The following is a 15,985-nucleotide window of genomic DNA, read 5'->3' as shown; positions in this document are numbered from 1 at the left end:
GGTGGTGCCCTTCCGACGTGCCGTCAGGCCCGCACGCCGCGCAGCACGGACGAGCCCTCGAACTCCACGCCGGGCGACGGGAGGTCGCCCTCGACGAAGCCCGGCACCGGGTCGAGCACGAGGTTGCCGGACTGCCCGTAGAACTCGACGGGGTTGCGCCACAGCACCTTGTCGACGTCGTCGTCGGTGAACCCGGCGGCGAGCATCGCGCGTCCGGTCTTGAGCGTCTTGAGCGGGTCGGAGCGCCCCCAGTCGGCTGCGGAGTTGACGATCATCCGGTCGGTGCCGTGCTCCTGGAGGATCGCGACCATGCGGTCCTCGTCCATCTTCGTGTCCGGGTAGATCGAGAACCCGGCCCACGCCCCGGCGTCGAGCACCAGCGCCACGTTCGTCTCGTTGAGGTGGTCGACGAGCACGTGCTCGGACGGCACCCCGGACTCGCGCACGACGTCGAGCGTGCGGCGCGTGCCCGAGAGCTTGTCGCGGTGCGGCGTGTGCACGAGGACCGGCAGGTCGACGTCGCGCGCCATCTGGAGCTGGCGGGAGAACACCTCGTCCTCCTCGGGCGTCATCGAGTCGTACCCGACCTCGCCGACCGCCACGACGCCGTCCTTCAGCAGGTAGCGCGGGATCTCGTCGAGCACCTCGCGGCAGCGCGCGTCGTTCGCCTCCTTGGGGTTGAGGGCGATCGTCGCGTGGTGACGGATGCCGAACTGCGCGGCCCGGAACCGCTCCCAGCCCAGCAGCGCGTCGAAGTAGTCGAGGAACGACCCCACGTTCGTGCGCGGCTGGCCGAGCCAGAACGCCGGCTCGACGAGCGCGCGCACGCCCGCGGCGTACAGGGCCTCGTAGTCGTCCGTCGTGCGGCTCGTCATGTGGATGTGGGGGTCGAAGATGCGCATCAGGCGGTCCTCCCGGTGGTGACGTCAGGGGCGAGGCGGGCGACGTCGTCGGGCACGACGCGTCCCGCCGCGCGGCGCTCGGCGGCGAAGTCGCGCGCCATGCGGGCGAGCTCGTCGTCCGCGCGGTCGTCGAGACCGGCGACGGCGTCGAGGCTGACGCCCATGAACACGAGCTTGAGGACGGCGTGGCGCCACACGTGCTGGTCGAGGTGCGCCGCCGCGAACGGCCCGACCGCCGCCGCGACGAGGCTCTGGTCGTTGGTGCGCAGCGCGTCCGCGGCGAGGTCGCGGCCGACCGCGACGACCGACGTCGCCGCCTCGCCCGCGAGCGCCCCGCGCTCGGTGAGCGCGTCGAGACCACGCAGCACCCCGCGCCGCTCGGCGGTGTCCCCGTGCTGGTACAGGTCGGCGAGGCGCGCGGCGAGCGCCGCGTCGCCGTCCGTGCCGCGGCGGCCGACCGCCTCGGCGAGGGCGACGACGAGCGCGGTGCGCGCGGCGTCGTCGACGGTGCCGTGGACGGTGCCCGCGGGGTCCGTCTCGGGACGGACCGGTGACCGGCCGACCTTGCGACCCGCGAGCGCGAACGCGCGCGACACCGCCGCGGGGTCCTGCCCGACGGCGGCGCGCGCCTCGGCGAGCCAGCGCTCGCCCTCGGTGGTCGCGCCGTCCGGGGCCGCGGGGGCGGCGGGGGCTGGCTCGGTCATGGCGCCTCCTGGGGGTGGTCGGAGAGGGATCGGTCCTGGTCGGGCGTGCTCGCGCCCCGGGTCGCCCAGGCCGCTTGCAGCGCTGTCATGCTGCGGTGCGCGAGGCCGGGGGCGTCGTACGAGTGGCGGGGCAGCTCGACCGCGGCGACGCCGGTGTACCCGACGTCGGCGAGCGTCGCGAGCACGAGCGGCAGGTCGATCTCACCCTCGCCGAAGGGCCGGTGCTCGTGGTGCGTGCGCGGCATGTCGTCGAGCTGCACGTTGGCGAGGTACGGCGCGGCGGCGCGCAGCGCGCCCACGACGCCGCCGGGCTCGACGACGAGGCAGTGCCCGACGTCGACCGTGATGCCGAGGCCCGCCAGGTCACCGGCGTCGCCGCCGAGCTCGTCGCGCAGCCGCAGGGCGTCACCGACGGTCTCGACGAGCATGCCGGGCTCGGGCTCGAGCGAGAGCCGCACGCCGTGGGCGCGCGCGTGCTCGACGAGCACGGGCAGGCGGTCGCGCAGGAGCGCCCAGCCGTCGGACGGGGACGAGCCGTCGGGCAGGACGCCCGAGAAGAACGAGACGCACTCGGCGTCGAGAGCGGCCGCGATCTCGACCGCACGGCCCAGGAACCGCAGCCGGGCGTCGGCCTCGGCGTCCACGAGCGTGGGCCGGTGCTTGCGGTACGGGTCGAGGAGGAACCGCGTGCCCGTCTCGACGACGACCCGCATCCCCGCCCCGCCGCACAGCGCGTCGAGCCGTGCGCGCAGCGCGTCGGCCTCCGCGCGCCACCCGTCCGCGAACGGGTCGAGGTGCGGGAACCCGAGCGTGAGCGCGACGGCGCCGTAGCCCTCGTGGTCGAGCACGTCGAGCGCGACGTCGAGCGGGTGGTCCGTGAAGCCGTTGGTGCCGTACCCGAGGGTGAACGGCATGCTCCGCCCGGGGGCCTCGTCCGCGCTCACGTCTCGCTCATCTCGGCACGGCCGGGCCCGCGCCCGGCGCGGCGCAGGAGCCGTCCCGCGACCTCGACGCCCGCGAGCACCGCGACCGACGCGAGGCTGCCACCGCGCGCGGCCCACGCCGCCTGGAGCGGGAGCATCGCCCGGATCCCCGCCTTGGTGGCCGCGAAGGCGTTGCCCGCGGAGGGCGTGATCGCGGCGTCGACCTGGCGGGGCAGCGCCGTCGCGAGGTACGCGCCGGCCGCCACCGCCCCGGCGACCGCCGTCGCCACGCGCGTCCTGCGGCCCGGGCCGTCCCCGCGACCGCGACGCAGCGCCCCGACGCCGACGACCGCACCGCCCACCGCGGTGGCCGCGGCCACGGCGGTGGCGAGCGACGACGTCGTGCCGTGCACCTCGCCGCGCGACACGAGCGTCACCCCCGCGGTGTGCACCGCCATCCCTGCCGCCGCGGGCAGCGCGGCGCGCAGGTGCCCGACGCCCGCACCCATGAGGACGTCGAGACCACGGCACGCGGCCATGACGACGGGGCCCGCCGCGTGCTCCTTGGCGACCGTGTCGTACGTCCAGACGCTCGCAGCGAGCGGGACGGCGACGGCCAGCGCACGGGCGCCGCCGCCCGCCGCGGCGAGACCGACGCCCGCCGCCGTGAGCCCCACGGCGACCTGGAGCGCGCGACGCTCCGAGATCCGGCCGGACGGGATCGGGCGCTCGGGCCGCTCGACCGCGTCGAGGTGCCGGTCCGCGTAGTCGTTGAGCGCCATGCCGCCCGCGTAGAGGCACGCGGAGGCCACGGGGAGCAGCGCGCGGCGCGGCGTCAGCGCGTGGCCGGCGGCTGCCGCGCCCGCGAGCGTGTCACCGACCACCGAGAGGACCGCGGGGGCGCGGACCAGGTCGAGGTGGTCGTGGAGCGAGCCGGTCACGACCGGTCGGCCGGTGCGGCGCCGACGCGGGCGGACGCCTCGCGGACCCAGTCCGCGAGCGCGACGGTCTGCGCCGCGAAGTCGTGCACGTCGCTCCCCCACGGGTCCTTGAAGAAGAACCCGAGCTCGGCGACCGGACCCCCGTACCCGGCGGCGTCGGCGAGCGCGAGCAGGCGCGCGAGGTCGAGCACGAGCGGGGCCGCGAGCATCGAGTCGTAGGCGGACCACGTGGTCTGCAGCGTGAGGCGCGAGCCGAGGAAGCCCTCGACGTGCACGTGGTCCCACGCGACCTTGATGTCGCCCAGGTCCGGCACGTTGTCGATGTGCAGCGGGGTGACCTCGCTGCCCGTGAGGTCCTGCAGGCCGCGCGACTTGGAGGCGAGCTTGCTCTGCACCGCCTCGGGGTCGGCGAGGGTCGCGCCGTCGCCGCCGCCGAGCAGGTTGGCCCCCGCCCAGGACAGCACGCGCAGGCCGCGCGCCGCGAAGGCGGGCGCGAGGATCGTGCGCAGCCACGTCTGGCCGGTCTTGCCGTCCTGGCCCGCGACCGGGACCCCGAGCTCGGCCGCGAGCTCGAGGAGCACCGGCAGGTGCATGCTCGCCGACGGCGTGAACTCGGCGAACGGGGCGCCCGCGAGCAGCGCGGCGTACGCGGTCACGGAGCTCGGCGGCAGGACGGCGCGCTCCGGGTCGGCGAGCGCCGCCCGCAGGAGGTCGCGGTCGGAGAGCTCGGGGGCCGGCTCGGGCAGGGGCTCCGTGGACACGAGGTCGACGACGACGACGCGCGCGAGGCCGTGCCGCTCGCGGAAGTCGACGATGTCCGCGGCGAGCCGCTCCGCCGCGGCCTGCTGCGACTCGCGGGGCGCCCCCTCGGCAGGGTGGGCGGAGTAGCCGGGCCGGACCTCGGCGTCGGCCCGCTCGAGCGCGGCGTGCGCGGCGGTGAGCAGGCGCGGGGCGATCATCCCGGCCTCGACGAGCAGCTCGGCGCGCTTGACCATGGAGACGTCGGAGATGTCGTGGCCGCCGACGACGAGGTCGCCGAACGACGGGAGCGGGGCGGACGCGAAGGGCTCGGAGACGGTGACGCACCCCGTCGGCGCGGCACGCCCGTCGGCGATGGCCGCGAGGCCCAGGGTCGCGGTGGTCGCGACGGATCCGCGGGCGCCGACGAGCCAGAGCCCCGTGCGCGCGTCCGGAGCCGGGCGGTCTGACGAGCCGTCAGAAGCGAAGTGGTGCATCGTTGCTCCCGTTCCCGTCGGCGGGCGCCGGAGCGCCGCCGAGCACGACGACGATGGCCTCCCTGCCACCGTCGGACCGCGCGCACGGGCGAGGGCGTGTGAACGCTCTCGGACCCGGTGGCGCCCGGTCTGCTGCGACCCTAGTCACACTTTTGTCGATGGTCAATCAAAAGCGTGCCCACTTTCGCGAGGCAGAACCCTTGCACGATGCAAAAGCGCACGCCGAACACGACCTGACGGTCGTCATCCGGACGATGACGACCGTCATGTCGTGCTCGGCGGGTGTCAGCCTGCTGGGGAGAAGTCGAGCTGGGCGTCGGCGACCGCCACGACCGACCAGACGTTGCCCTCGGCGTCCGAGAGCTCGTACGCGGGCAGGAGCACCGCCGCGCCGTCGGGCTGGTACTGGACCGCGAGGCCGAGCCGCGCGTCGGTGATCGTCACGTCCGTCACGGGCCACGCGAACCGGGCGCCCTCGCCGACCGTGGGCGGCACGGTCGGTTCCTCCGGCTCGACGGGCGCGATCTCCGGCACGGCCTCGGCGCCCTCGCGCGCCCACGCGATCATCCCGCCCCCGCCGAACCGCGGGTCGCCGAGCCGCTCGACCGCGTCGGCCGGGCTCACGACGTCGTACGCGCCGATCGCGACGCGCGGCGCGAGTCCCCCGTACAGCGAGGCGAGGCCCGCGCCGGAGTACGTCGCGCTCCACTGCGTCCCGGTGCGCTGCCCGTCGACGACCTCGTACGCGGTGACCGTCGTCGCACGCGGCGCCTCCTGGTCCGCGACCTGCTCCTCCGCGACGACCTCGTACCCCGCCGCGTCCAGCCCCAGCGAGCCGAGCAGGTCGCGCAGGCGCTCCACCGCGTCCGCGCCGCTCGGCGGGGCGCCGTGATCGGACTCCTCGCACCCGCCAGGCTCGGTCGACGACCCGTCCGACCCTGCGCCGTCCGCGGGCATCGGCGTCACGACGACGCAGCCCCACGGGTCCTTCGTCGGGTCGTTGAAGCTCACGCTCGCGAGGCCGTCCGGCTGGAGCGAGACGGTCGGCCCCGTCCAGTCGGTCGACCCCACGACGAGCGAGCCGTACTCCTCGCGGACCTCGCCCGGGACGCCGAGGACCTCCGCGACGCGCAGCGCGGTCTCCGGGGAGAAGACGCCCGCGGCGTCGTACGACCACGCGTCCGCGCTCGCACCCTGCGTCGAGAGCCCCTCCTGGTGGAACACCGTGCGCCCGCCCCAGAACCCGGGGTACGCCATGTCCGCCGAGGCACGCGCACCGGCCTCGAGCGGCTGCCCCGTCGTGGCGCCGTCGGAGGCGAACCCCGACTCCTGCCCGGCCTCGCCGGCACCGCCGAGCTGGATCGGCGCGAGCGCCGTCGACTCCACGGCCGAGTCCCCCGCGGGCGACGCGCCGACCGCCCCGGCACCGAGCGCGTACCCGCCCGCACCGACGACGAGCACCCCGGCGACGGCCGCGGCGACCTGGAGCGGGGTACGTCGGCGCAGGCGTCGGGCCCGGCGCTCCGCGAGCTCGTCGACGAGGGCCGCCGCCGGGCCGCCCGGCCCCGAGACCGGGGCGCCGTCCTGCTCGGCGAGCGGGGAGCCGTCGGGCGGGCCGGTCGTCGCCGACGCACCGGCGAAGGCGTCGGGGACGCGGGCGCGGACGGCGGCCTCCAGCGCCGCGACGTCCGGGGTGGCGTCCGCCGCGGGGTCGGCGGCGCGCACGCGGTCGAGGGCCGCGTCGTCCGGCTCGACGGCGGGGCCGGACGGCTCGTCAGGGGTGCGGGTGGTCATGACGCCCTCCAGGTGGCGCGGGGGCCGGGCCGCGGGTCGCGGCCGGTCGGGTCTACCCCTGATGTGTGCTCAGGCGCCCGGCTCTTGCGCGAGCGCGGCCTGCTCCGCCCACGCGGTGCGCAGCCGGGCCCGCGCCCGGGAGAGCGCGGCGTCGGCTCCCCCGCGCGACGTCCCGAGGACGGCGGCCAGGTCCTCGCCGCCCAGCCCCTCCCACGCGTGCAGGAGCAGGATGCGGCGGTCGCGGTCGGACAGCGCGGCGAGCGCCCGCCGCACCTCGTCGTCCTGCACCACGACGTGCTCGACGTCGGCGCCCTCGTCGCCGCGCTCCGGCACGTCCGCGACGGGGATCGCGCGAGCCTTGCGCCGGTGGTTGGCGAGCACGAACCCCGCCGTGCGGTACAGCCACGGGAGCTCGGCGCCGTCGGGCACGTCGTCGCGCCGCCGCCAGGCCGTCGCGAGGACCTCCGCGGCGAGGTCGTCGGCGTCGGGCCCCGCTCCCCCCGCGGCGCCCGGCAGCCGACGGCGGAAGTATCGGTAGAGCGCGGACGCGTGGGCGGTGAACACGCCCGCGAACCACTCCTCGTCGTGCCGGGGCACGGCCGTCCCGGGAGCAGGGCGCGGGGTCAGCGCGTCCGGCACCCCGGTGGCGGCGGGCCGGACGGGTCCGTCGTCGGCGCTCTCGTCGGACTTCTCGTCGGGCGACGCGTCGGTCGTCACGGCGGCTCCTCGGCTGCGGGCAGGGCTGTCATCCGCTCTGTGTCGCGGGGCGGCGCATCCTTGCACGGCACCCCGGCGACGACGGCGACGACGGCGCGGCCCCGGGCACGTTCACCCGGACCTCACCCTCGACCCCGACGATCCTGCCATCGTCCAGCACCTACGCTGAGCCCCATGACGACGACGGAGCCGGCCACGACCCGGCCCCCGCGCCACCCCCGCTCCCGGCGACGCAGCGGGCTCCGGTGGGTCGGCTGGGGGCTGCTCCTCCTCGTCGCGCTGCTCGTCGTCGCGGCGGGACTCCTCGCGCGCGACGCGTTCGCGGCGCGCGACGCGCTCATGACGGCCATGGACGAGGTCCCCGCGGCCGAGGACGCGCTGCGCGCGGGCGACGTCGAGACGGCGGACGCCGTGCTCGCTGACGTCCAGCCGCTCACGGCGACGGCACGGCAGAGCACCGACGGGCCCCTGTGGGCGCTCGCCGCGCACCTGCCGGTCTACGGCCAGGACGTGCGCGCGTTCTCCGCGGCGGCGGCGACCGTCGACGACCTCGCCACCGACGTCCTGCCCGCTCTCACCCAGGCCCTCGCCGCGGTCGAGGGCGACGCCGTCCGGCTGACCGGCGACGGCGTCGACCTCGCGCCGCTCCAGGAGGCGGCACCGGCCATGGCGGACGCGGGACGCGCGTTCGACGCCATCGACACCCGGCTCGCGACGGTGGATCCCACCGCGCTGCACGCCGAGCTCGCCGAGCCGTGGGGTCAGCTCCTCGAACGCACCGACACGCTGCGCCCCGTCGTGCGGACCGCCGACCGGCTCACCACGCTGGGACCCGCGATGCTCGGCGCGGACGGACCGCGCCGCTACCTCCTCGTCGCGCTCAACAACGCGGAGCTCCGCGCGGGCGGAGGGATCCCGGGCGCGCTGGCCGTGCTCACCGCCGACGGCGGCAAGGTCACCCTGGAACGCCAGGCCTCGACGAGCGACGTCCCGCCGTTCGCGGAGCCCGTGCTCCCGCTCGACCCCGGCGTCGAGCAGCTCTTCACCGACCGGGTGGGCCGGTACGTGCAGGACACCCCGCTCACGCCCGACTACCCGACGACGGCCGAGCTGACGGCCACCATGTGGGAGCAGGCGCAGGGCGAGACGCTGGACGGCGTCGTGGCCACCGACCCGGTGGCGCTGTCCTACCTCCTCGAGGCGACCGGCCCGCTCGACGTCGACCTCGGCGGGGAGCCCCTGACGATCGACGCGGGGAACGTCGTCCAGGTCCTCCTCGCGGACGCGTACGCCGCGCTGGAGCCCGGCCCCGAGACGGACGCGTTCTTCGCCGCCGTCGCGGCACGCGTCCTCGGCGCGTTCCTCGGCGGCGAGGCGGATCCCGGCGTCGCCCGGGACGCCCTGGTCCGTGGCGCGGACGAGCACCGGGTCCTGCTGTGGTCGGCCCACGCCGAGGAGCAGGCGGACCTGGCCGGGACCGTCGTGGCGGGCGACATCGACACCGCGGACCGTGCCGCCGGCACGGTGGGCGTGTTCTTCAACGACGGCACCGGCGGCAAGATGGGCTACTACCTCGGCAGCGACGTCCGGCTGCAGGAGAGCGTCTGCACCGACCGCGGCCGGTCCGACACGTTCGCGGTCGACCTCTCGTCGTCGGCCCCGGCCGACGCCGCGACGAGCCTGCCGTGGTACGTCACGGGCGGCGGGGTCTCCGGGGTCGAGCCCGGTGTCGTGCGCACGTTCGTCGTGCTCTACCCGCCGCGCGGCGGGCAGGTGACGGACGTCCGGCTGGACGGGGCGCCGCTCGCCGCGCAGCCCGGCACGGTCGGGGGACGCGAGGCCCTGTCCGCGCTGGTCGACCTCGGCCCGGGCGCCACCGCCGCGCTCACGTTCACCACGTCCGCGCCGGCGGGTCCCGACGTCCCGCCGGTCGCCGGGACGACGCCCGGCACGATCGACGTGTGGACCACCCCGACGACGACGCAGCCCGGCCTGCGCACCGTCGACGTCACCTCCTGCGGGTGATCTCTCGTCACGACCAGGTCACGATCCGGCGTCGGGGCGGTTTTCACCCGGACGACCGTCCAACTCGGGGTCGAACCTCGCTAGTGTGGGCGCCATCGTTCGACGTCGCGGCCAGCGCCGCTCGCGCCTGTATCACGAGCCGCGGACGCGGCTCCCTCTTCTCGCACGCACCTCTCCAGCACCCGGGACGGTAACCACCATGATCACGTCGGGAGGACGCCGCCTCGCCGCACGCGCGCTGGCCGTCACCACCACCGCGGCCGCCGCCGCGCTGCTCGCCGCTCCCGCCGCGGTCGCGGCCGACGGCGACACGTACGTCCCCGAGCCGACCATCGACCTGACCGTGCTGACGCCGGTCTGCGACGGCGACGTCCCCTACCTGGAGTACGCGGTCGACGTCACCGGCACGGACAACGACACGGCGACGATCACGTGGATCAACCCGGACGGCGACGACATCGTCCAGTCGGGCATGCCGCTCTCGGGCCGCGTGCTGTGGCCCGGCGCGGTCGTCGGCCCGGACGGCCGCGGTGCCGACTGGCCGGGCTGGAGCCTCGTGGACGGCGAGTGGGTCGAGGGCGACGAGTTCGACTGGGTCCGCCCGTCCGTGCAGGTCCTGTTCCAGGTGAACCCGGAGACCGTCGTGACGGTCGACTACCCGCCGTCGTCGCCGAACTGCGCGACGAACCCGCCCGGGAAGACCACCACCCCGCCGACGGTCACCCAGGTCTCGAACCCGGTCGACGCGGGGACGCAGGGCACGAGCCTCGCCGAGACCGGGGCCACGGTGGGCCTGTACGCCGCCGTCGCCGCCGGCCTCGCCGCCGTCGGCGCCGCGATCGTCCTGCTGACCCGCCGGACGCGCAAGAGCTGACCGGAGCACGTCAGACCGAAGGCCTCGCACCCTGGAGGGTGCGAGGCCTTCGTCGTCCGTCGAGGCGACGGTCGGTCAGCAGGTCGGCCCGTCAGGCGGAGACCCAGCCCCCCGCGGCGAGACGGGACTCGAGGCCCTCGAACGCCCAGCGGTCGACGACGAGCACCGGCCCGTCGGGGGCGTCGGGGACGTACCACTGGAGCTGTTCGACGGTGCGGACCTCCGTGCCGGAAGGGTCGACGCACGAGAGCGTCCAGCGGGCGAGGGTCGCCGGCGACCCGGCGACCTCGACCTCCGACTCGGCGGCCTCGCCCACGACCTGCGCGGCGAGCGCGTCGCCGCCGGGGCACGTCGCGCCGTCGGGGACGTGCGCCGCCGCGGGGTCGACGCCGTCGAGCGCCGCGCCGGTGAGGATCTCGAAGCTGGGGCAGACCGCGTCCTCGGGGCAGCCGCCCGCGCGGACCTGCGTGACGCCGTCCGCGGGCTGGAGCACGGACCAGTACTCGGCCGCCGGCAGCTGGAGCGGGCCGACCGGGACCTTGCCCGTGTCGGCGTGCCCGGCGTGGGCGTCGTGGTCCTCGGCCCCGGCCGGGCCCGAGCCGTCGGCAGGGGCCGACTCGTCGGCAGGAGCCACGCCCGCCTCCTCCTCCGATGTGCCCGTGCAGGCGCTCAGGAGCAGGAGGCTCAGGGCACCGGCCGCGAGCGCGGCGGCGGGGCGGACGGTCAGGGTTCGGGAGATGCGGTGGCGCACGGTGTGTTGCCTTTCCGGGTGGGAGGCCCCGCAGCCCACTGGGGAGGGCTGCGGAGACCTCGTCGCCCCCTTCACGCTAGAGAGCGCGAGGGCTGGTCGAGATGCGGGAGAACCACACGATGACGGCTCGCGGGTACGGGTTTTCCCGTACCCGCGAGCCGGGTCGTGCGGACTCCCGGGTCAGCGGGGTCGGTGCGACGTCAGCACGCGCCGCCGTCCGCCCACGGCCCCCAGGCCGAGGCGCCCGGGGTGTCGTTCTGGTTCCAGTACCGCGCGGTCCACACCTTGCCGCCGTGGCTGACGACCGTCCCGCCCGTGTACACGGTCCCCGCGGCCCACGCCGGGGCCGTGCACGAGCCGGTGCCGCCCGTGCCCCCGTCACCGCCACCCGTGCCACCACCGGTGGCCGGCAGGTCGACGACGGTGACGCCGTGCAGGTGGTCGTACGTGGTCGAGTAGGCGACGCCGTCGACGGTCACGATCACGTTCGAGAACTGTGCCGCGGGCATCGCCCACTTGAGCTGGTTCGTGATCGAGCCCCCGGCGGGGATGCCGCCGGTCGGCACCGTGAACTGCACGGTGTGGAAGTCGCCGTCGAGCCCGCCCACGTTGTCGCCGGTGTGGCCCTTCGCGGTCACGGTCGTCTTGAGGCCGCTCCAGTCGCTCATCTCGCCCGTGTCCGTGGTGCCGTACTGGAACGAGATCAGCGAGCCCGCCGGGATGTCCTTCGCCCCGTTGTTGGTGAAGACCACCTTCGGCGAGATCGGGTAGTTGTTGTCGCCGAGCGCGAACTCGGTGTACCGGATGTCGAGGTCGAGGGCCTTCGTCGGCATCGGGCGGTCCGCGTTCGCCTTCGACGCGCCGTACGGCGTCGAGGAGGAGAACTTGGTGTGCATGATGTCGACGAGCGAGCTGCCCATCTCGTACTGGCCCTTGGCCTGGTCGTAGTCGTAGTCGCCCGCGAGCTCCCAGATCATGAGGCCGCCGAGACCGGTGCTGTTCACGTAGTCGGCCTTGGCGGTGATCGCCTGGTCGGCGTCGCCGGAGAGGAACGTCTTCGTCTGGGCGTTCCACCACCACTCGTTCTTCGTCACCGGGTCGAAGTGGCGCTCGTACGAACCCTGGATGGTCGTGGGGACCTTGTACGCCGCGGCGTAGTCGCCGACGACGCCCTTCTCGAGGTTGAGGACGTGCCAGATCGGGTTCGCGCCCGCCGGGATCGCGACGCCCTGGGGGTCGGAGTCGTACCAGAGGTTGTCGATACCGTCGGCACCGTCACCGCACTTGTTGTTCGTCCCCGCGGGGCACTTCGTCGAGGCCGTGGCCGGGGCGCGGCCTCCCATGCCGTAGGTGCCGCCCTGCACGTTCTGGAACCCGCGCGTGTAGAACGGGACACCGAGGTTGATACGACCGCCCTGCATCGCACCGCGGAAGTAGTGCGACGACCAGTCGCCGTTGAGGTAGCCGATGCCCTTGTACGCCGTGTAGACGCCGCCGGCCGCGAGCTCGGGGTCCTTGCCGTCGTCGAACAGGGCGCCGTTGCCGCCCACGTACTCGTTCCAGGCGCCGTGCAGGTCGTACGTCATCATGTTGACGTAGTCGGTGTACTGCGTGACCTGGTAGACCTCCATGCCGCGCAGCAGCCACCCGGACGACGGCGTCGCCGTCGTGAGCATGTAGTACTCGCCGTCCTGGGCGCCCGCGACGTCGAGCTTCTCGCGCAGCGTCCGCATGAGGTCGATGTAGCCCTTGAAGAGCTGCCCGCGGCGCTTGTCGGAGATGTGGAAGTCGTCGGGGTTGCCGGCCTGGTTGTTCGACGTCGGGTACTCGTAGTCGATGTCGATGCCGTCGAACCCGTACTCACGGACGAACGCGACGACCGAGTCGGCGAACGTGTCGATCTTCGCCTGCGACTCCGTCATCGTGTAGAAGCCGCCCGACGCGACCCGGTTGCCGGCAGCGTCGAAGTAGCCGCCCGTCTCGGCCCAGCCACCCACGGCGGGGATGACCTTGACCCCCGGGTTCGCCTTCTTGTACTTGGCGAGCAGGTTGAAGTGGCCCTCGTACGGCAGGCTCGGGTCCATCTCCGCGCCGGCGACACCCGGCCACGTCGTGTCCGTCGCGACGTTGCCCGGGGCGGAGGCGTTCACCGACACCTTGTTCTGCCCGTCGACGTGCGCGAACGCGTAGTTGATGTGCGAGATCTTGGTCCACGGGATGTCGCTCGCGAGGTAGCGGGGCTGGTCGTTCGCCCCGGTGCGCCACGACGTGAAGTAGCCGATGACGCGGCGGTCGAGGCCGTTGGGGAGCTTCTCGCGTCCCGCCTCGTCGTAGACGTCGCAGTAGGGCGTGTCGACCCCGGGCGTCTGGACCATGCCGTCGGGCCGGCACTTCTCGTGCGGGTTCGTGGACGGGCTCGTCGTCGGCTCCGTCGTCGGCTCCGTCGTCGGCTCCGTGGTCGGCTCGGTGGTGGGCTCCGTCGTGGGCTCCGTCGTCGGGCCGTCGCCGCACGCGCCGAGCGACTGCCACGGGGCGTCCGGGGACGTGCTCGGGGCCTGGTTCTGCGTCCACCACTTCGCCCGGAAGTTCTGCCCCTGGTAGGAGACGGTGGCACCGCCCGAGTAGGCCGGGGTGGCGGACCAGGGTGCGGCGCAGGGCGTGGTCGCCGCCGCGGGGACCGGCGACGCCGCCTGGGCCGTCGCGGCGCCGACCGCGCCGGTCACGAGGACCGCGAGCGTGGTGGCGGCCGCGAGGACCTGGGGCGCACGGCCGGGCGCGCGCGGGGAGCGCGCCCGGGAGGACAGGGACAACCGCATGGGGTACCTCGTTCTTTCTGGGGGACGTCGCCGGTCGGCGCCGCCGCGTTCGCCGGTCGCCCGTCAGGACGACTGCGAGGGCTCATCAGAGGTGTCGAGCGGGCCCGCGGCGGGGTCTGCGGACGTGCCGGCGCACCGGGGAGGGGAACGGCGGACGGCACCACGGCGGCGCGACGGGGCGGTGCACGGGCGGGTGCACGGGACGCGTCGCCGTGGTGCTGCCGAGCCCTGCCCGCGGGCTCCGCTCGACGGGCACCGACCGCGCACGGCGGCCGGCGCCGCCGGGTGCCTCGACCGGAGGGACGAGGCACCCGGGGGGTGGGGTGTCAGCAGGCGCCGAGCGACTGCCACGGGCCGTACTGCTCCGCGCCCGGGACGTTGTTCTGCGTCCACCACTTCGCGCGGTACGTCTGGCCCTGGTGCGAGACCGTCGCCCCGCCGTTGTAGACCGCGGCCGCCGACCATGCCGGTGCGGTGCAGGTCCCGGGGTCCGTCGGGTCCGTCGGGTCCGTCGGGTCCGTCGGGTCGGTCGGGTCGGTCGGGTTCGTCGTCCCGCACGCACCGGTCGCCTCCCACGGGCCGCCCGCGCTCGGGCGGTCGCCCTGGGTCCACCACTTCGCGCGGTAGTTCTTGCCCTCGAACGACGCCGTCGCTCCCCCGGTGTAGATCGCGCTCGCCGACCAGGCCGCCACGCAGTCACCCGGGTTCGTCGGGTCGGTCGGGTCGGTCGGGTCGGTCGGGTCCGTCGGGTCCGTCGGGTCGGTCGGGTCCGTCGGGTTGCTCGGTCCGTCGGTGCCGTCGACCGGCCCCGGCGCCGCCGCACGCAGCTTGTCGGTGAACCCGCCGAGCAGCGTGCCGTCGTGGTTGCCGGAGAGGTCCCACCACATGCCGCCACCGAGCTTCTTGGCGACGACGTAGTCGGCCTTCGCCGCCACGGACCGGGGGTTGTCGTAGCTCCACCACTGGTCACCGTCGTACCGCCAGGCGGAGACCGTCGTGGGGTCGTAGTAGTCCTGACCGCGGTTGCGCAGCTTGTCGTAGTCCTCGTTGCCTGCCTCCCACGTGCCGGGACCGGCACCCGTCGCCGGACCCCACGGGTCGGCGGAGGTGGCACCCTTCCAGCCGCGGCCGTACATCGCGAGGCCGATGCCGAGCTGCGACGGGTCGATGCCCGTGCGCAGGTACTCGTTCACGGCCTTGTCGACGCTGAACTGGCGGTTCGCGGGGCGCGGGTCGCTCGGGTCGTCCCACAGGTTGCCCTGGTGGCCGGTCAGGGACGGGTTCCAGGCCCCGTGCAGGTCGTACCCCTGGACGTTGCCGAAGTCGAGGTACTGGAAGATCTCGGGGTCGTTCCAGCCGCCCGCGGCGATGTCGTCCGGGTTCGCCGGCAGGAACGCCGAGAGCAGGTACGTCTTGCCCGTCTGGGCGCCGTAGGCGTCGAGCTGGGTGCGGAACTCCTTGAGCAGGAGCTTGAAGTTGCGCGCGTCGTTCACCTCGTCGACGTGGTTGCCGACCTCACCGTTGTTCGAGCCGGGCCACTCCCAGTCGATGTCGATGCCGTCGAACACGCCCGCGGCGGCACCCGTGCCACCGCGTCCGTCGATCACGGGCAGGTTGCCCTTGATGTAGATGTCGATGCACGACGAGACGAGCTTCTTGCGCGACGCGTCGGTCGCGGCGGCCTTCGAGAAGTTCTTCGACCAGGTCCACCCGCCGAGCGAGATCATCGGGCGCAGGTGCGGGTTCTTCGCCTTGAGCTGCTTGAGCTGGTTGAACGAGCCCGCGAGCGGCTGGTCCCAGCTGTCGGCGACGCCCGCGACGGAGGTCGCCGCGGTGTAGCCCATCCCGAAGTCGGCCCACGCGTCGCCGGCGCCGTCGGACCCGTTGGGTCCCGTGCCCTGCGCCTTGTTCGCGATGAAGCACGTGAGGTTCTGGTGGTGGATGTTGCCGAACGAGTAGTTGATGTGCGTCAGGTCGGCAGCGGCCCCCGAGTCCTGCAGCTTCTTGAGCTTGAAGTCACGGCCGTACACGCCCCACTGCGTGAAGTAGCCGACGTTGCGGTAGCCGTTGACGTCGCTGTCCCCGGGGTCGGACACGGTCGGCGGCGCGATCGCGGCCTGGGCCGGCGCGACGCCGGCGAGGAGGCCGGCGACGAGCGCGGCCGCCGTCGTCAGCGCGGCGGCGCGGGCGCCGAGACGTCGCCCCGTGCTGGGTCGTCTGCTGGAGAGGGCTCTCATGGTCCTGCCTCGTTCTCGTGCTGTGGGCCACGCTGCCGTCGACCGGCTTCGTTGCCCTCGGACACC

General features: G+C 74.7%; 12 protein-coding genes. 2 read left to right on the top strand and 10 right to left on the bottom strand.

The genetic code is table 11. From position 1 onward, the window contains the following. Positions 1–23: 23 nt before the first annotated feature. From FIC82_RS05650 to FIC82_RS05620, 7 genes are all read right to left on the bottom strand, one after another. Positions 24–902: a TatD family hydrolase gene (locus FIC82_RS05650; RefSeq protein WP_154797880.1), complete on the bottom strand. Its 879-nt coding sequence runs from the start codon at positions 900–902 to the stop codon at positions 24–26. Further along, the gene (locus FIC82_RS05645; protein ID WP_171445692.1) at positions 902–1,606 is read right to left on the bottom strand and encodes an EboA domain-containing protein; all 705 of its coding nucleotides are present in this window, start codon (positions 1,604–1,606) and stop codon (positions 902–904) included. The genes FIC82_RS05650 and FIC82_RS05645 overlap by 1 nt, the downstream gene beginning before the upstream one ends. Beyond that, positions 1,603–2,550: a sugar phosphate isomerase/epimerase family protein gene (locus FIC82_RS05640; protein ID WP_253691505.1), complete on the bottom strand. Its 948-nt coding sequence runs from the start codon at positions 2,548–2,550 to the stop codon at positions 1,603–1,605. The genes FIC82_RS05645 and FIC82_RS05640 overlap by 4 nt, the downstream gene beginning before the upstream one ends. Further along, positions 2,547–3,470, bottom strand: a complete 924-nt coding sequence (locus tag FIC82_RS05635) for an SCO3242 family prenyltransferase (protein WP_168731523.1) — start codon at positions 3,468–3,470, stop codon at positions 2,547–2,549. The genes FIC82_RS05640 and FIC82_RS05635 overlap by 4 nt, the downstream gene beginning before the upstream one ends. Beyond that, positions 3,467–4,705: an inositol-3-phosphate synthase gene (locus FIC82_RS05630; RefSeq protein ID WP_154797879.1), complete on the bottom strand. Its 1,239-nt coding sequence runs from the start codon at positions 4,703–4,705 to the stop codon at positions 3,467–3,469. Before FIC82_RS05630 ends, FIC82_RS05635 begins: the two co-directional genes overlap by 4 nt. Before the next feature lie 285 nt (positions 4,706–4,990). After that, positions 4,991–6,499 (bottom strand): hypothetical protein, encoded by a 1,509-nt coding sequence (locus tag FIC82_RS05625; protein ID WP_154797878.1) that lies wholly within the window; start codon positions 6,497–6,499, stop codon positions 4,991–4,993. 69 nt (positions 6,500–6,568) lie between these two features. Then, complete coding sequence (locus tag FIC82_RS05620; protein ID WP_336240343.1) at positions 6,569–7,216, bottom strand: RNA polymerase sigma factor; 648 nt, start codon at positions 7,214–7,216, stop codon at positions 6,569–6,571. Between the two features lie 174 nt (positions 7,217–7,390). Here FIC82_RS05620 and FIC82_RS05615 point away from each other — a divergent pair, with 174 nt between their 5' ends. Then, entirely contained in the window at positions 7,391–9,241 is a 1,851-nt protein-coding gene (locus FIC82_RS05615; RefSeq protein WP_154797877.1) for a DUF4012 domain-containing protein, read from the top strand. Positions 9,242–9,440: 199 nt separating this feature from the next. After that, entirely contained in the window at positions 9,441–10,115 is a 675-nt protein-coding gene (locus tag FIC82_RS05610; protein WP_154797876.1) for a peptidase, read from the top strand. A 91-nt stretch (positions 10,116–10,206) separates the two neighbouring features. Here the strand turns inward: FIC82_RS05610 and FIC82_RS05605 are convergent, their stop codons facing one another. The 3 genes from FIC82_RS05605 to FIC82_RS05595 form a co-directional block, all read right to left on the bottom strand. After that, the gene (locus FIC82_RS05605; RefSeq protein WP_154797875.1) at positions 10,207–10,866 is read right to left on the bottom strand and encodes a hypothetical protein; all 660 of its coding nucleotides are present in this window, start codon (positions 10,864–10,866) and stop codon (positions 10,207–10,209) included. Positions 10,867–11,066: 200 nt separating this feature from the next. After that, positions 11,067–13,682: a glycosyl hydrolase family 18 protein gene (locus FIC82_RS05600; protein WP_154797874.1), complete on the bottom strand. Its 2,616-nt coding sequence runs from the start codon at positions 13,680–13,682 to the stop codon at positions 11,067–11,069. Between the two features lie 326 nt (positions 13,683–14,008). Beyond that, positions 14,009–15,919 carry a glycosyl hydrolase family 18 protein gene (locus FIC82_RS05595; RefSeq protein ID WP_168731522.1) on the bottom strand — a complete coding sequence of 637 codons (1,911 nt, stop codon included), beginning with the start codon at positions 15,917–15,919 and terminating at the stop codon, positions 14,009–14,011. Positions 15,920–15,985 lie beyond the last annotated feature (66 nt).

Source organism: Cellulosimicrobium protaetiae, from assembly GCF_009708005.2.
In the GTDB taxonomy this organism is placed as follows: domain Bacteria; phylum Actinomycetota; class Actinomycetes; order Actinomycetales; family Cellulomonadaceae; genus Cellulosimicrobium; species Cellulosimicrobium protaetiae.
Note: the sequence above shows the minus strand (reverse complement) of the source record. Positions and strands in the feature narration are given on the sequence as shown.

Bases quoted from the DNA above. Each gene is read 5' to 3' on its own strand.
- FIC82_RS05650 (WP_154797880.1), bottom strand. From the start codon at position 902: ATGCGCATCTTCGACCCCCACATCCACATGACGAGCCGCACGACGGAC.
- FIC82_RS05610 (WP_154797876.1), top strand. From the start codon at position 9,441: ATGATCACGTCGGGAGGACGCCGCCTCGCCGCACGCGCGCTGGCCGTC.
- FIC82_RS05595 (WP_168731522.1), bottom strand. From the start codon at position 15,919: ATGAGAGCCCTCTCCAGCAGACGACCCAGCACGGGGCGACGTCTCGGC.
- FIC82_RS05615 (WP_154797877.1), top strand. From the start codon at position 7,391: ATGACGACGACGGAGCCGGCCACGACCCGGCCCCCGCGCCACCCCCGC.
- FIC82_RS05600 (WP_154797874.1), bottom strand. From the start codon at position 13,682: ATGCGGTTGTCCCTGTCCTCCCGGGCGCGCTCCCCGCGCGCGCCCGGC.
- FIC82_RS05625 (WP_154797878.1), bottom strand. From the start codon at position 6,499: ATGACCACCCGCACCCCTGACGAGCCGTCCGGCCCCGCCGTCGAGCCG.
- FIC82_RS05630 (WP_154797879.1), bottom strand. From the start codon at position 4,705: ATGCACCACTTCGCTTCTGACGGCTCGTCAGACCGCCCGGCTCCGGAC.
- FIC82_RS05645 (WP_171445692.1), bottom strand. From the start codon at position 1,606: ATGACCGAGCCAGCCCCCGCCGCCCCCGCGGCCCCGGACGGCGCGACC.